Source organism: Clostridium sp. TW13 (assembly GCF_024345225.1).
GTDB lineage: Bacteria > Bacillota > Clostridia > Clostridiales > Clostridiaceae > Inconstantimicrobium > Inconstantimicrobium mannanitabidum.
The window spans coordinates 2,041,614-2,057,556 of record NZ_BROD01000001.1 but is presented as its reverse complement, the minus strand read 5'-3'; the positions used below and the strand labels follow the sequence as shown (position 1 = coordinate 2,057,556).

Below are 15,943 nucleotides of genomic sequence, written 5' to 3'. Positions count from 1 at the left end.
AATAGGGGGTGGTTTAAATATGGTGAAAGAGGTAAAAAGAGTAGCAGCAATACATGATATGTCAGGCATAGGAAGATGTTCTTTAACAGCAGCCATTCCAATTATTTCAGTTATGGGTGTACAATGTTGTCCATTTCCTACAGCTATACTATCTTGTCAAACCATGTATCCTGAATATTCATTTTTTGATTTTACTGATGAGATGATAAAATATGAAAAAGTATGGCAGAATTTAAATGCAAAGTTTGATTGTATTTATAGCGGCTTTTTAGGTTCGGAGAAACAAATTGATATAGTATTAGAATTTATAGATAGACATGAAGAATCATTTGTGATGATTGATCCAGTTATGGGGGATAATAGAGCTATTTATAAGACATATACAGATGAAATGTGCAGTAAAATGAAAAAATTAGTACAGAAGGCTGATTTAGTTACTCCTAATGTAACAGAAGCTCTTATATTAACAGAGAAACACTTAGATCATGAAGTAACAATTAAAGAGGCAGAATTAATGGCAAGAGAGATTTGTGAGTTAGGACCTAAGCTGATTGTTATAACAGGTATTGAACAAGGTGACCAGATTTGTAACTTGGCTTATAGCAAAAATTCTGACCAAAGCTTTGTTATTAAGAAAAAGTATAATAAGGAATCCTATAGTGGTACTGGAGATATATTTTCTTCAATATTATGTGGAATGCTTTTAAATGGGCACAGTTTAAAAGAAGCAGTAGAAAGAGCAAGCAGCTTTATATATAATGTTGTAAATTATACAAAAAGCTCTGGTGGAAATATTAAAGAGGGAATAATGTTTGAACCTTTCTTAAAGGAGTTGATATAAGTTGAACAATAAGAAAACGAAATTAATAGTTTTAACTGGTTTATTTGCAGCCATTATTTTTATAACTACAGCTTATATACTGCATATACCGACAGGCCCTAATGGGGAGTACATACATCTTGGTGATTCCTTTATATATTTGGCAGCATGCCTTTTACCAACACCTTACGCAATGGTGGCAGGTGCAGTTGGAGGAGCACTTTCAGATGCGTTGTCTCCTGGAGGAGCAGTATATGTAATACCAACTCTAATAATAAAACCATTATTAACTATATTTTTTACATCAAAGAGTAAAAAACTAATTTGTACAAGAAATGTTATAGCAGTATTTTTAGCAGGAGTAACGGGATTAGTTGGATATTGTATTGCAACAACAATTATTACAGGAAACTTTTGGGTTGCATTGCTAGACGTACCACTAGGTTCACTTCAACCTTTAGGTTGTGGTATTGCATTTATAATTTTTGCATTTGCTTTAGATAAAATGAATATTAAGAAGAGATTATAGGAGGAAAAGAAGATGAAGAGTATGACAATTTTATATACAATAGGTGATAGTTTATATGTAAACTTAACAAATAGATGCCCATGTAACTGCACATTCTGTGTAAGACACGAAAAAGATAGTGTGTGTGAAGGTGAAAATCTATGGCTTGAAAGAGAACCTTCAGCAGAAGAGGTTATTGAAGAATTTAAGAAAAGAAATTTAGAGGATTACAAAGAAGTAGTTTTCTGTGGATACGGAGAACCATTAGTTAGAATTGATGAACTTATAGAAGTATCAAAATACATTCGTTCTGTAAGTGATATAAAGATTAGAGTTAACAGTAATGGTTTGGCTGACCTAGTTCATGGTAAAAACACAGCTGAAATGCTTAAAGGATGGGTTGACTCTATTTCAATAAGCTTAAATGCGCCTTCAAAAGAAGAATATAATGAAATTACAAAATCTCAATTTGGATTAAAGGCTTTTGATGGACTTTTAAATTTTGCAAAAGAAGCAAAGAAGAATATAGAGGATGTTCAATTCTCAGTAGTTGATTGTATAACTGAAGATCAAATAGAGAGAAGTAGAAAAATATCAGAAGAACTACAAATTCCACTTAGAGTAAGAAAAATGATAGAGTAATAGTACTATGTTCTTGCCAGTCCACAAAAAATAGAGTATAATTTAACAGTTGAAATTATAAGAGACAGTTCGAAAACCTCCTGTCTTTAAATAAAACTAAGGGGATGTATTAAAAATGAGAAACAGAACAACTCAAAGATTGGCAAGAACAGCATTAGTAGCAGCTATTTATGCTGTAATAACTTTTGCTATTGCACCTTTTGCTTATGGCAGTTTGCAATTTAGAATTTCAGAAGTAATGGTTTTATTAGCTTTCTTTGATCCTTTTTATATAGGAGGATTAACTTTAGGATGTTTTATAGCTAATATATTGAGTCCTAATGGAATGATTGATGCAATTGTTGGAACGTTAGCAACTTTTATAAGTGTTTCAGCTATAAGTCTTACAGCTAAGTATATAAAGAATAGTAAAATATCATTACTTATAGCATCATTATGGCCAACCATATTCAATGCATTGATGATAGGTTGGGAGTTAAATTACATTTCAGGAGCACCATTGGTATTAACCATGTTAGAGGTTGCTTTTGGAGAATTTGTAGTGGTTACTATAATTGGTGTACCTGTATTTACTCTAATAAAGAAACGTTATTTAAAGTTGATAAGAGTTTAATATGTAAACATATATAGAATATATTAAAAGTCAAGTATTTAGTGAAAATACCTAGAGGTTGAGGTATTTATAAATGCTTGACTTTTTGTATTAAAACGAAGTTTGGACTTTATTACAAAATATTACTTATAACTTTGTAATAAATGTATTGTATAAAACCTTTACAAAGGAAAAGTAATATTGTACCATGAAATTATGTTAAACGATTAACGAAAAGGGATGGGAGTGAAAAATATGTTAGGGAAATTACTTAGTTATAATGTAGAAGAAAATAAGATAAAAGTAGCTTTTGAAAAAGGTGAAGGGTATATTACAGTTATTAAATCAGGAATAATAAACTTTTTTGTTCCATTACTAAGAGAAGAAAAATTATCAAAGGCTGTTGAAAATTTAACAGTAGAAAAGTGTGAATTTAATACTACATTAAAAGATGAAGTGTTAACTGTTTCGACAGAAGAAATTAATGTAAAGATATACTCTGATTTTAAAGTTGATGTATATGATAAGGCAGGCAGCCTATTATGTGAAGATTATAGAGGAAAGAGAGAACCTTTTGTAAGAAGAGCTGGAGATTTTAAATTAGCAGAAGATGAAGGACATGAACTTGCTAAAGATTTAAAAGATAAAGTTTATGTAGCAAAAACTATGGAAGAAGATATGTTCTTCTATGGCATGGGGGAGAGAACAGGTTCTTTAAATAAAAGAGGATATCACTATAGAAACTGGAACACTGATAACCCTAATCCACATGGGGAAACCTTCGAACAATTATATAAATCAATTCCGTTTTTAATTAATTTTAGAGAGAATAAAAGTTTTGGATTATTTTTTGATAATACCTTTGAAAGCAGTTTTGATTTAGGAAAAGAAAATCCTAATTACTATTCTTTTGCAAGTGTAGATGGAAATTTAGATTATTACTTTATATATGGACCTTCAGTAAAAGAAGTAATAAAGGGGTATACTCACATTACAGGAACAACACCATTACCTCAGTTATGGACTTTAGGCTACCAACAATGTAGATGGTCTTACACTCCAGAAGCAAGAGTAAGAGAACTTGCAAAGAATTTTAGAGAAAAAGATATTCCTTGTGACACACTTTTCTTAGATATAGATTATATGGATGGTTATAGGGTGTTCACTTGGGATAAGAATAAGTTTGAAAATCCTGAAAAAATGTTAAAAGAATTAAAAGAGCAAGGTTTTAAGGTAGTAACAATAATTGACCCAGGTGTTAAGAAGGATACGGGATATAAGATATATGATGAGGGAATTAAAAAAGGATATTTTGCCACTGATAAAGATAATGTAGTATATGTAAATAAGGTTTGGCCAGGCGACGCTGTATACCCTAACTTTTTAAGTACAGAAGTTAGAAAGTGGTGGGCAGAAAACCAAAAAATAATGACAGAGACAGGAGTATCAGGAATATGGAATGATATGAATGAGCCTGCTAGTTTTAATGGGCCATTACCTGATGATGTTATGTTTAATGAAGATGGTTTGAAAGTTGAGCATAGAGAAATTCATAATGTATATGGACAACTTATGTCAAAGGCTACCTATAATGGACTTAAAGCAGCAACAGGTAAAAGACCTTATGTAATAACAAGAGCTTGCTATGCCGGAATTCAAAAATATTCAACTTGTTGGACAGGTGACAACCAAAGTACTTGGGAACATTTAAGAATGTCACTTCCAATGCTTATGAACTTAGGTTTAAGTGGAGTTGCTTTCTGTGGAACAGATGTAGGTGGATTTGGATTTGATTGTACAGGTGAATTGTTAAGCAGATGGGTGCAGGTAGGAGCATTTACTCCATTATTTAGAAATCATAGCTCAATGGGTACAAGAGATCAAGAACCATGGGCATTTGATGAAACTACTGAAGCAGTGAATAGAAAATATATAAAACTTCGTTATAAATTGTTACCATATTTCTATGACTTAATGAGAGAAGCTGAAAAGTCTGGTTTACCTGTAATTAGACCATTATTCCTTCATTATGAAAATGATAGCAATACTTACGAAGTAAATGATGAATTCTTATGTGGAGAAAACATTCTTGTAGCGCCAGTAATTGAGCAAGGAAGAAAATGCAGAGTTGTATATCTACCTAAAGGAGATAAATGGATAGATTATTGGACTGGTGAGGAATTTGATGGCGGACAAAATATTATAAGAGAAACTCCAATTGATTTATGTCCAATATATATTAAAGCAGGAGCAGTACTTCCTTATTATCCAGAGCAACATTATGTTGGTGAAAAGCAAATTGATACTTTAGAATTACAAGTATTTTTATCAAATAGTGATGAAACAAGCAGTAAATATATTAGTTATGAGGATGATGGAGAAAGCTTTAATTATAGAGATGGAGTTTACAATGAATATGAGATTAGTGTAGAAAAGAAAGAAGTTACTAATATTAATCTTGTAAAAACTCATAATGGATATACTCTAGCATATAAAGATATTAAATTTACAGTAAATAATGCAGAACCAACTGAAGTGATTGTAAATGGAGAAGGTTGTGCCTTCGAAAAAGTTGGAAATGGTGTTGAATTTAAGATTACTGCAAAAGATGATATCAATATAGTTATAAGATAAATTCTATTAAAAAGTCATATATTAGTATTTAGCAAAAATTAATAGGTATAAAATAAGTGGTTATCTCAAAACATTTCTTTATAAGAAGGGTTTAGATAATCACTTTTTATATTTGAGGTGCTTTCTGAAAATAAGTAATTTCATATGTTAATCTATTTTTTGATTCTTAAAATAAATGTTTATATTATTAAGCAGTTAGTATATAATATTCCAAAGCGTATAGATATTTTCCATTAAGGCATCTTCAAAAAATAAGTAAGTATATATGCTAGTCTATTTGTACTTGTTATTTATTTTCAGATGCCTAAGAATTTATATATATTAATAATTTTTAGCACGAAACGGAGGGATAAACATGAAAAAGATCGCAGCATTTTTTGATATTGATGGAACAATATATAGAGAGGGTTTAATTACTGAAGTATTTAAGAAAATAATTAAATATGAGCTAGTAGAAGGAAATAAGTGGTATAAAGAAGTAAGACCTTCATTTATTCAATGGGATAAAAGACAAGGAGATTATGATACCTATTTATTAAAGATGGTAGACATATATACTGAAGCCATTAAAGGAATAAATCAATACCATATTGATTATGTGGCTAAGAAGGTCATAGAGCAAAAAGGTGACAGAGTTTATACTTTTTCTAGAGAGAGGATAAAGTGGCATAAGGATAATGGACACGTAGTAATTGCTATTTCTGGATCACCTATGGAATTAGTTAGAGAAATGTCACTAAAATACAATATGGATGATTATAGAGGAACTATATACCAGATAGACGGAAATAATTTATATAGTGGAGATATAATTCCTATGTGGGATTCTGAAAGTAAGAAAAAGGCTATAGCAGAGCTTACCAAGAAATATGATATAGATTTAGAAAACAGTTATGCTTATGGAGATACTGCAGGTGATTTTAATATGCTTAAATTAGTTGGAAATCCATATGCTATTAATCCTACAAAGGAACTTTTATCACAGATTATGGATAGTGAAGAAATTAAGAAAAAAATAAATGTAATTGTAGAAAGAAAAGATGTAACCTATAAGCTTGATGTAAATTGTCTATCATTAATATAGGCAGAGCTTGTATTGTTTTTCTAATAATATGGGTGTAATATACAATAAGATAGCTTTAAAAATAAATAATTAAGGGGGAATTTTCATGTCTATTAAAGATAGAGTAGAAGAACTACGACAACTAATGGAAAGCAAAGGAATAGATGCATACATAATTCCATCTGCTGATTATCACCAAAGTGAATATGTAGGGGAATTTTTTAAGTCAAGACAGTTTATTTCAGGATTTACAGGATCAGCAGGAACTGTTATTGTAACTAAAGAAGAAGCTGGACTTTGGACTGATGGTAGATATTTTATCCAAGCAGAACAACAACTAGAAAACAGTGGAATAAAGTTGTTCAAAATGGGGGAAGAAGGAGTTCTAACTACAGATGAGTACTTAGTTAAGAATATGAAAGAAAATTCTACTTTGGGTTTTGATGGTAGAGTTATAAGTGCTACTGAAGCTATTAGATTAGAAGAAAAATTAAAATCTAATAAGGTTAAGATTGAACCTAAGTATGATTTGATAAATGATATATGGGAGGATAGACCTTCTATTTCTAAGGAAAAGGCATTTTTACTTGATGTAAAATATGCAGGTAAATCCTTTGAGGAAAAGCTTGTAGAGCTTAGAGAAAAAATAAAAGAAAAAAAGGCTACTATTAATGTTTTAACTAGCCTTGATGATATAGCTTGGTTATTCAACCTAAGAGGTGGAGATGTTCTTTACAATCCAGTTGTATTATCCTATGCTGTTGTAACCTTGGATTCTGTATATTTATTTTTAGATAAAGAAAAATTAAGTACTGAAATTTTAGACAAATTCTCTAAGGAGAATATAATACTTAAAGATTATGAGGAAATAAGTGAATTTGTTAAAAACATAGATAAATCAGAAAAAGTATTATTGGACAAAGCTAAGGTTAACTATTTAATTTATAACAATATACCTAGTGAAGTTGAGAAGATTCAAGAAGTTAATCCAACTACATTGTTGAAAGCAATAAAAAATGACGTTGAGATAAACAATTTAATTAATAGCCACATAAAAGATGGAGTTGCATTCACAAAGTTTATGTATTGGGTAAAAACTAACATAGGCAAGATAGAAATGTCTGAAATAAGTGCAAGCAAAAAGCTTGAAGACTTCAGAAGAGAACAACCAGATTTTATTGAGCCAAGCTTTAGTACAATCATTGGATATAAGGAACATGCAGCAATGATGCATTATAGTCCTACACAAGAAAGTAACTATAAGTTAGAACCAGAGCATATGTTATTAATTGATTCAGGTGGACAATACTTTGATGGTACTACTGATATAACAAGAACTTTAGTTTTAGGAGAATTATCTGATGAACTTAAGTTACACTTCACTGCAGTAGCAAGGTCTATGATAAATTTAGCTAAGGCAAAATTTTTACAAGGGGTAAGAGGGATAAACCTTGATATATTAGCAAGAGGTCCAATTTGGAATCTTGGAATAGATTATAAATGTGGTACAGGGCATGGAGTAGGATTCTTATTAAATGTTCATGAAGGACCAAATGGTTTCAGATGGAAGGCTGCACCAGGCAAGCTTGAAAGTGCTGAACTAGAACCAGGTATGGTTACAACTGATGAACCAGGAATCTATATTGAAGGTTCTCATGGAATAAGAACTGAAAATGAAATAGTTGTAAGATTAGCAGAAAAGAATGAGTATGGTCAATTTATGAACTTTGAAGTAATTACTTATGCTCCAATCGACCTAGATGGCATTGATGCTGAACTTATGAATAAAGAAGAGAAGGAATATTTAAATGCTTATCATAAAACAGTTTATGATAAGGTATCTCCATTCTTAACTGAAGAAGAAAGAGAATGGTTAAAGAGATATACAAGAGCAATATAAACTGATATAAAAAGATTCTGTGGCTACGAAATTATTCAAAGCTACAGAATCTTTTTGTTTTATCTATTTTTTTCTTGACGCTTTGTGCATTATAGTAAAACATTCCTCTAAGTTTTTTGCTGGAGCAGCTAAATTTTTTCTTGATTATCACCAGATAAATATATTGAGCTTAAATCATCAAACATAAAAATCGTAAATTCAGGCTTTGAATCAGTTGAAGCTTCAGTTACTTCTCCCCATAGTACATTATTAGTGTACTCTCCCAGATTGTACCCTTTAAAATTATATTTTTTATCTCCAATCTTTATCGTTCCTATTAAGTCTTTTCTTTTGGTAGAACCTTTAATTAGCTCTCCTGTATATAATGTTCCATCTATTTCTAAGTCTACAGGTGCAGAGCTATTTATTCTATCAGTAGTTACAAATGCATTTTTAAATACCTTATGATATTCTACAGGTCCGCCTACGATATATTTATTAGGGATAATTGGAACAAATAGCACAAACAAAACTAAAAAGGCAATTAGATATTTAATATTTTTTTCCTTAATATCTTCAAGATGAACGTCCCCCATTTTTTATGATAACGTTTAAAAATGTGCTTCTGACTAATTATAACCTGTAATTACATTATATTCAAATATATTTATTGCCGGTACTTTTTTTGTAATAACCTAGAATATCACCATTTCTAGTGAAATTTAATTTTCAATATAACATTAGTATTTAAGAAAGTTGTCTATTAAAAAATGAAATCACTTGTTTTGCTATTGTGTCAGGATAATCTATGCCTTTAGCTTTGCAAACTTCTTCTGCATCTTTTTTGAATAGGATTATACTCTTTTTTATCGTAGCTTCTATATCATCGCAATCTGCATTTGTAAAATATGATTTTAAATGTTGTTGTTTCTCCTTTGGAATGCAGTGTTTAATTTTACTTTCCGATGAACCCCAGTCTAAGGTATCATATTGGCTTAGCAAGAGGTCTACATGTGAATGAAATAGTATATCAATATTCTTAATTAATTTGAAAATATCTTCTCTCTTAAAGTATTTTATCAACATATTGGCATGAAACCAATATGTGTCCATAGCTCGAATAGGATCAGGTCTATAATTATCTGTAGTATAACCCTTAGCAAGAAACTCAGCTACTTCTCCAGTTCTATCAAAAATTATATTATCATTTGTACAACCTTTACAATGTTCTCTGCACATCCATTCTTCAGGATGATCAGCATTAATTATAAAGAAGTCAAACTGATGCAAATTATCACCTAAACGGATTAGACTGCAATAATTTTTATAATGTACATCATTAAAATCTTCACCCCAGAAAATCAAAAGTTCATCTGAAGCTTTAGCAATAACCTTAGCAAGATCTGTGGTAAACTTCTCAAAGTCTTTATCTGATACTAGAAGAATTAAATCATAGTCAGAATAAATATCTTCTGAGCCTCTACCTACAGAACCATAGTGCCATCCTCCCTTGCAACGTTCGTCCTCTTTCAGTATTTCTATTACTTTTTCAAATGTTAACTCTAAATCTTTATGCATAATTTATAACCTCCTCTTTAAGGATTATATTACTCTCTATATCGAAAGAAGTATTGTTACTTATTGGCTTGTTATTGTTAAATATTATCTTTTTAATGGAGTGAAAATAGTTTTTATTGAAAAGTTATAGTTGAGTCTTGTACAATATATAAATAAATAAAAATATATTGAAAGGGCTGAGATGAAGTGAAAATTAATAAATTAGATTTTATGTTATATGTGAAGACTGGAAAATTAAGCTTGATATTATATTTAATTGCTTCATTGATTATACTAATTCCAATATCTATAGCTCTTATTGCGGATATTCATTTTAGTTCAAATTTTAGTAGAGCATCAATAGGAGTAGCGTTTGTTTTTGTTTTAGTCGGAAAACTGCTTTCATTGATAAAAAAGAAAAAAGGAGATAAAAGTATACCTGCAGATGTTGGGCTTATTATAGGAATTACAATTGCATTTATAGCTTATATTTTAAAGTAAGAGCATCTAAAATTAACTCTAAAGTGGCATTTTAGCTATAAATATTTATATATATTACTATTTTTATATTTAAAAATGAAAATATAAATATATAAACAAAACATTTTCCAGCAGTTGCAAGGGCGATTAATTAGCACGTTTACTATGTGGGAATTTTTTGTAGAGTGGGAAAAGAAACTTATTTAAAATTAAGGGCATTAAAGTCAGAAGATAAGTTGAAAAAAATAATATCTATAAAGATTAGTGATAAAAAATATTGTTGATGAGAAATTCTTGTCAGTAATATTTTTTTATGTGTAAATTATAATCTTTCAAATAAAAAATCAAATTGTTTTAAAAAGTAGTGAAGGTATTATTAGAGAGTTATGTTATAATTATCTAATGTGTAAATAGTAAGCTTGAGGTGTGATTATATTGAAAAATACTATGTTGGATATTGAGATAAAAATGATGATACCATTTGATACATTGGCTATATATTCAGATGACGACGACGATGAATATAATATTGAGCCAACATTTGTGAAAATAATGGAACTTTTAAATGTTGAATTTGATGTTCGTAGAATTATTGAAATATTATATAGATATGATAAGTATTTAGGAGGTTGCATTATGCCAAATGTGAAGTCTATATTAAATGATATTGAGAAGTTACCATTACATTAGAAAGAGCAAATACTATCAACTTTAGAAGAAATTCTTGTCTTAGGTTGGCAAGTAAGCCAAGTAGAACAAGAAGTTAAAGAATTTAGATTTTCTAAGGGGAAAGTATGCCCAATTTGTGGCTCTGAAACTATATCAAGAAATGGTAAGTATAATGGTAAACAAAGATATATCTGCAAATCCTGTAAGAAAACTTTTACTGACTTCACTAATTCTGCAACCTATAATAGTAAGAAAACATTGGATAAGTGGCTTAAATACGCTAAGTGCATGATTAATGGTTACTCTATTAGGAAAAGTGCTAAAATCGTAGAAATTAACATAGCAACAAGTTTCTTTTGGAGACATAAAATTCTCGATTGCATAAGTACATTTTTAGGTAAAGGATACGTTGATGGTGTTGTTGAAGCAGATGAAGTATTTTTTGCAGAAAGTTTTAAGGGTACAAAGCCTTCTAACATGCCAAGGCACTCTCGTAAAAGAGGTAAACAACAAGTTAAGAAAAGGGGTATCTCAAAGGAACAAGTCTGTATTGCTACTGCTATTGATAGGCAAGGTAATTTAATTATGGAATTAGCATGTAAAGGTAGAATTACATCTAATGAATTAGAAACATTATATGAGGGGCATATAGGACCTGATTCTATACTTTGTACTGATAGTCATAAAAGTTATATGCAATTTGCAAATGATTTATCATTAGAACACAAACGTATAAAAAGAGGTAAACATAAAGAGGGATTATATCATATTCAACATATTAATGCTCTTCATAGCAATTTAAAGAAATGGATGAATAGATTTAATGGTGTTGCAACAAAATATATGAGTAACTATATTAAGTGGTTCAAATGGCTTCAAATATTTGATACAGATAAAGAGATAGTAAAGGCTAAGAACTTTATGGTTCAAAGCAATGTAACACATTCATATATCAAAGTAAAAGATTTAAAGAATAGAGAGCCAATGTATATATAACATATGTGATATTTTGTAAATTATGTTATAATAATCATTATGCAAAACTATAATCTAATGAAAAATAGTAAATTATGACGAAGTACTGAAAATTTATATTTTGGATGGGGGTCAATGTTGTGGATTCTATTTTATTTAAAAAAAACTTAAAAAAATACTATAATACAGAAGCCAATTTGAGAAATAAGTACGTAATGGAAGAATGGAAAATTAGAATTAGAGACAATTTTTATAATCTTATAAAATCGGAAAATAAAGTAACTTTGCTTGAATTAGGAGCTGGTGTGGGTTATGATAGCCAATTCTTTTTAAACAATGGTTTAACTGTTGTAGCTACCGATATATCGAGTGAGATGGTGAAGAGTTGTAAAGAAAAAGACATTGAAACTTATGAACTCGATTTCTATAATTTATCTAAATTAAGTAAAAGATTTGATTGCATTTGGGCAATGAATACTCTTTTGCACGTTCCTAAAGCAGACCTTCCAAAAGTATTAAATGAAATAAATTCTGTTTTAAATGAAAACGGATTATTCTATATGGGAGTGTGGGGTGGAGAAGATTTTGAAAAGGAGTATGTAAAAGTTGAAGTTTCAAGCTCTCCACGTTTTTTCTCATACCATTCTGAAAGTAAACTTAAAACAACTTTAGGTAAACATTTTCAACTGGTTTCATTTGAGCAGTTTGATGTTGAAAAAGAGGATAAAACAAAAGATACTTTTCAATCAATAATAATGCGAAAAATGTAAGAGTATCACTTACATAGTATAAGCATTATCAGAAGTTTTTTACTTCGTACTGTTCTTTTATTGAGTATTATAGGTGGACAATCCCACCTATAATTTTAAAAGGCTATATTTCAACATCATATTAAAACATAGCCTAATAATAATATAGTATGTTGGGGTACAGCCGATATACGTGTATATGTCAGCTGTACCCGTAATTTTTGTATCAACTCTTTTTACAGAAATAAAAAAGACAAGAATAAAGTTGAAAAACCTCACTTGAAACTGATACAGTGGATTATATGTGTGAAGAACCAAAATAAAAATATAGTGATTTAAGTATTAATTATATTGTATAATAAAAGCATGAAATTTTATCTACAGAATGGATAATGGAAAGGTAGTAATGGTAAAATTCTTATAGGTTGATTTATCACAGTATTTGACTAGTAGGTGAGCAGAAAACCATGGAGAGGTATAATATAGGAGGTTTTATGGCACTTAATAATAAATTACAAATTACAGATTCAGTTGAACTTGCTAGAATGGAAGAAAAATTAAGTAAAAAGAAAGCCATTGAATTATTCCAAAGTGGATATTTAGATAGTTTAGAAGCAGGAAAGTATAATACATTAGCTGAAATTCACAGGTATTTATTTGAAGATATATATGAGTTTACAGGAGTTATGCGTGATGTAAATATTGCAAAAGGTAATTTTAGATTTGCTCCGGTTATGTATTTAAAAGCATCTTTAGAGCATATTGAGTTAATGGCTCAATCAAACTTTGATGAAATAATTGAAAAATATGTTGAAATGAACATTGCACATCCTTTTAGAGAAGGGAATGGAAGAAGTGCACGAATTTGGCTTGATTTAATACTTAAAAAAGAGTTAGGTAAAGTAGTAAACTGGAGTCAAGTTGATAAGAATGACTATTTTCTTGCAATGGAACGTAGTCCTATAAAAGACATTGAGATTAAGTATCTTTTGAAACAAGCATTAACTGATAAAGTCAATGACAGAGAAATTTATATGAAGGGCATTGATACGAGTTATTATTATGAGGGTTATACTGTATATAAGACAGAAGAATTATAATAGCAAGGTGGACCTAAGGTCAGCCAAGGACTCTCGGGGTTGTTAACTTACTCGTTCAAAGCACTTATTTACGCAAAAAGAGCCATGGAAGCATGTACGGCATATATAAACTATATTGTTTATATAGCTAGTCCATCTCCATGGCTTTTAAGTTACATTTTCTTGTGAACGAAATCACCAATCAAAATGTTATTTGTAGAATTCTTGAGTTGCATAATATTTGTCGCCTATTTTGTAAACTCCAATTCCTATACTGATATAGTTTGTTGATAGTATATTTGCTCTATGTCCTGGTGAGTTCATCCAATTTGTCATAAAGTTATCTGCTAAAGTAGAATTACCTGTCACACCTTGAATGTATGCTATATTTTCTCCCCAAGCCATGTAATTAACACCATCAGCCTTCATTTTTTCAGTTATAAGCTGACCTTCAGGATTTTTATGATCAAAGTATCCTCTATCCCCCATGTCTTGAGACTTAAATCTTGCATAATGTTCCATTGTTGAGTTGTAGCTTAATTGTGGAACACCAGCTTTTGCTCTTTCTTGATTAACTTTATTAAATATTAACTGTTCTATTTCTGCAATATATTTATCACTTGCTGTACTACTTGGCGTAACTGTAGTTGCTTTAGTAGCAGTTGAACTGTTAGTACTTGGGTTTGTAGTATTTGTCTTATAGTTGGTTGAATAATTAATATTTGAGTTAGGGCAATTTACAGTTTGACCAGTTGAAGCTATAACTGTAGCAGTTTTATTATCTGTACACTGATTTGATATAGCTTGTACATCTGCTTTTGAATTATTAACACCTGCTACTCCATTTGAAGATACAGGACAATTACTTCCATTACTTGCGTTTGATACAATCTTTACTATATTTGAAGTGTTACTATCTTTTGTATTTGTTGATACTCCAACTACTTTTGAAGCTAGATTTAAAGATTGAGCTTTATTCCCTATATTAGAAATTCCGAAAGCAACCATTCCTAGGCTTAAAATTACTCCTGATGTAGCTAATAATTTTATGATTTTATTATTTTTCATAATTAAATCCTCCTCAGATTTGTATTTTGTAGCCTGTGCCTATAAGATAACATGGAACTCAGACTAAATACAAAGGAGTTTATTGGTAGTATATGAATATTATTTACTCAATTCGTATATTAACTAAGTAAATTAATGGAATACATTTTTTCATAAATCATATTAAATCATTACATATCAATGCGTTAAGCGTACATTTTTCGAAAAACTTTAGAGCTAGATTCATGGTAAATCAAACCATTAAATCTAATAGATACTTATTCAGACTAAGAAAGTTCTTATATTAGTTTATTTTATCCACCTAATGTTTTTACTTTCATTGGTATAGGATAATAATGCTCCCCCTACTTCTATAGTTCTTATTACGGATGTTCATTTTAGTTTGAATTTTAGCAAGATATCAATAGGAGTAGCATTTATTTTTGTTCTAAGTGGAAAACTGATTTCCTTAGTAAAAAAGATAAAAGGCGATTAAAGTATACCTGCAGATGTTGGTTTTATTATAGAAATTATAATTTCATTTATAGTTCATGTTTTAAAGTAAGAGCATCTAAATTTAACTCCAAAGTGGCATTTTAACTATAAATATTTATATATATTACTATTTTTATAGTTAGAAATGAAGAAATGAATATATAAGCAAAACAATTTGGAGCAGCTGCAAGGTAGATTAATTAATATATTAAAATACTATTTTGATGATTTAACCTGGTCTTTAATTAATATTATATGGAATATAATGGAAAATATGATATAATGTTATTTGTTAGTAAGTTTACGATGTGAAAATTTTTTGTAGAGAAGGGAGTAGGAAATAATATGATACAAATAGGGCAAATACGAGAGATATATAAAGATGATAAATATCCTTCAATAAAAGATCTAATTAATAAACCTATTAAGGAAAAGAAAAAAATCATTGAATATATGAAGAAGTGTAAAATAATTGCAGCTGCACCTGCAGTAGTTAGAGATATAGTTAATCCTAACAATAGAGTTCCTGAACTTTTTTATATGAGTGATGGCAAATATGAATGGAGATCTGATGTTATTTATTATGTAGAGAAATATGACATAGAACTACCAGAAGAGTTTATTCAACATATATTAAGTCAAAAAGTGGGTTTAAATGCTAACAGAGTATCCATTAATAAGTTTTTATAATTCGTTAGTCACAAAAGGAGTAGTGTGTAATATTTTGAAATCAATGTTATAATTAGGAAGAAAA

Annotated in this window: 14 protein-coding genes and 1 pseudogene; 12 read left to right on the top strand and 3 right to left on the bottom strand. The window is 29.6% G+C overall.

Annotation, left to right across the window (positions count from 1 at the left end):
• Positions 1-19: 19 nt before the first annotated feature.
• From OCU47_RS10185 to OCU47_RS10155, 7 genes are all read left to right on the top strand, one after another.
• Positions 20-841: a pyridoxamine kinase gene (locus OCU47_RS10185; protein WP_261828493.1), complete on the top strand. Its 822-nt coding sequence runs from the start codon at positions 20-22 to the stop codon at positions 839-841.
• A gap of 1 nt (position 842) precedes the next feature.
• Positions 843-1,349, top strand: a complete 507-nt coding sequence (locus OCU47_RS10180) for a TIGR04002 family protein (protein WP_261828492.1) — start codon at positions 843-845, stop codon at positions 1,347-1,349.
• A gap of 12 nt (positions 1,350-1,361) precedes the next feature.
• Positions 1,362-1,970: a TIGR04100 family radical SAM protein gene (locus tag OCU47_RS10175; protein WP_309297448.1), complete on the top strand. Its 609-nt coding sequence runs from the start codon at positions 1,362-1,364 to the stop codon at positions 1,968-1,970.
• A 115-nt stretch (positions 1,971-2,085) separates the two neighbouring features.
• The gene (locus OCU47_RS10170) at positions 2,086-2,583 is read left to right on the top strand and encodes a QueT transporter family protein (protein ID WP_261828491.1); all 498 of its coding nucleotides are present in this window, start codon (positions 2,086-2,088) and stop codon (positions 2,581-2,583) included.
• Positions 2,584-2,817: 234 nt separating this feature from the next.
• Positions 2,818-5,196, top strand: a complete 2,379-nt coding sequence (locus OCU47_RS10165) for a glycoside hydrolase family 31 protein (RefSeq protein WP_261828490.1) — start codon at positions 2,818-2,820, stop codon at positions 5,194-5,196.
• 355 nt (positions 5,197-5,551) lie between these two features.
• Positions 5,552-6,280 (top strand): HAD family hydrolase, encoded by a 729-nt coding sequence (locus OCU47_RS10160; RefSeq protein WP_261828489.1) that lies wholly within the window; start codon positions 5,552-5,554, stop codon positions 6,278-6,280.
• A gap of 85 nt (positions 6,281-6,365) precedes the next feature.
• Positions 6,366-8,159 carry an aminopeptidase P family protein gene (locus OCU47_RS10155; RefSeq protein WP_261828488.1) on the top strand — a complete coding sequence of 598 codons (1,794 nt, stop codon included), beginning with the start codon at positions 6,366-6,368 and terminating at the stop codon, positions 8,157-8,159.
• Positions 8,160-8,287: 128 nt separating this feature from the next.
• On the opposite strand, the gene OCU47_RS10150 is transcribed toward OCU47_RS10155, so the two are convergent.
• Together OCU47_RS10150 and OCU47_RS10145 are read right to left on the bottom strand one after the other, a co-directional pair.
• Positions 8,288-8,734 (bottom strand): hypothetical protein, encoded by a 447-nt coding sequence (locus OCU47_RS10150; RefSeq protein WP_261828487.1) that lies wholly within the window; start codon positions 8,732-8,734, stop codon positions 8,288-8,290.
• Between the two features lie 151 nt (positions 8,735-8,885).
• Positions 8,886-9,716 carry an aminoglycoside 6-adenylyltransferase gene (locus tag OCU47_RS10145; RefSeq protein WP_261828486.1) on the bottom strand — a complete coding sequence of 277 codons (831 nt, stop codon included), beginning with the start codon at positions 9,714-9,716 and terminating at the stop codon, positions 8,886-8,888.
• A 186-nt stretch (positions 9,717-9,902) separates the two neighbouring features.
• Here OCU47_RS10145 and OCU47_RS10140 point away from each other — a divergent pair, with 186 nt between their 5' ends.
• The 4 genes and pseudogenes from OCU47_RS10140 (at position 9,903) to fic (ending at position 13,668) form a co-directional block, all read left to right on the top strand.
• On the top strand, positions 9,903-10,196 hold the full coding sequence (locus OCU47_RS10140) for a hypothetical protein (RefSeq protein ID WP_261828485.1): 294 nt from the start codon (positions 9,903-9,905) through the stop codon (positions 10,194-10,196).
• A 615-nt stretch (positions 10,197-10,811) separates the two neighbouring features.
• A pseudogene (locus OCU47_RS10135) lies at positions 10,812-11,840 on the top strand (IS1595 family transposase).
• A 119-nt stretch (positions 11,841-11,959) separates the two neighbouring features.
• Positions 11,960-12,589 carry a class I SAM-dependent methyltransferase gene (locus OCU47_RS10130; protein WP_261828484.1) on the top strand — a complete coding sequence of 210 codons (630 nt, stop codon included), beginning with the start codon at positions 11,960-11,962 and terminating at the stop codon, positions 12,587-12,589.
• Positions 12,590-13,062: 473 nt separating this feature from the next.
• Positions 13,063-13,668 carry a protein adenylyltransferase Fic gene (fic, locus tag OCU47_RS10125; RefSeq protein ID WP_261828483.1) on the top strand — a complete coding sequence of 202 codons (606 nt, stop codon included), beginning with the start codon at positions 13,063-13,065 and terminating at the stop codon, positions 13,666-13,668.
• 189 nt (positions 13,669-13,857) lie between these two features.
• On the opposite strand, the gene OCU47_RS10120 is transcribed toward fic, so the two are convergent.
• Complete coding sequence (locus OCU47_RS10120; RefSeq protein ID WP_261828482.1) at positions 13,858-14,715, bottom strand: CAP domain-containing protein; 858 nt, start codon at positions 14,713-14,715, stop codon at positions 13,858-13,860.
• Between the two features lie 819 nt (positions 14,716-15,534).
• Here OCU47_RS10120 and OCU47_RS10115 point away from each other — a divergent pair.
• Positions 15,535-15,879 (top strand): hypothetical protein, encoded by a 345-nt coding sequence (locus OCU47_RS10115; protein WP_261828481.1) that lies wholly within the window; start codon positions 15,535-15,537, stop codon positions 15,877-15,879.
• Positions 15,880-15,943 lie beyond the last annotated feature (64 nt).

Excerpts from the sequence above, each read along its gene's own strand:
- OCU47_RS10185 (WP_261828493.1), top strand. The coding sequence starts at position 20 with ATGGTGAAAGAGGTAAAAAGAGTAGCAGCAATACATGATATGTCAGGC.
- OCU47_RS10175 (WP_309297448.1), top strand. The coding sequence starts at position 1,362 with ATGAAGAGTATGACAATTTTATATACAATAGGTGATAGTTTATATGTA.
- OCU47_RS10170 (WP_261828491.1), top strand. The coding sequence starts at position 2,086 with ATGAGAAACAGAACAACTCAAAGATTGGCAAGAACAGCATTAGTAGCA.
- OCU47_RS10165 (WP_261828490.1), top strand. The coding sequence starts at position 2,818 with ATGTTAGGGAAATTACTTAGTTATAATGTAGAAGAAAATAAGATAAAA.
- OCU47_RS10160 (WP_261828489.1), top strand. The coding sequence starts at position 5,552 with ATGAAAAAGATCGCAGCATTTTTTGATATTGATGGAACAATATATAGA.
- OCU47_RS10155 (WP_261828488.1), top strand. The coding sequence starts at position 6,366 with ATGTCTATTAAAGATAGAGTAGAAGAACTACGACAACTAATGGAAAGC.
- OCU47_RS10150 (WP_261828487.1), bottom strand. The coding sequence starts at position 8,734 with ATGGGGGACGTTCATCTTGAAGATATTAAGGAAAAAAATATTAAATAT.
- OCU47_RS10145 (WP_261828486.1), bottom strand. The coding sequence starts at position 9,716 with ATGCATAAAGATTTAGAGTTAACATTTGAAAAAGTAATAGAAATACTG.
- fic (WP_261828483.1), top strand. The coding sequence starts at position 13,063 with ATGGCACTTAATAATAAATTACAAATTACAGATTCAGTTGAACTTGCT.
- OCU47_RS10120 (WP_261828482.1), bottom strand. The coding sequence starts at position 14,715 with ATGAAAAATAATAAAATCATAAAATTATTAGCTACATCAGGAGTAATT.
- OCU47_RS10115 (WP_261828481.1), top strand. The coding sequence starts at position 15,535 with ATGATACAAATAGGGCAAATACGAGAGATATATAAAGATGATAAATAT.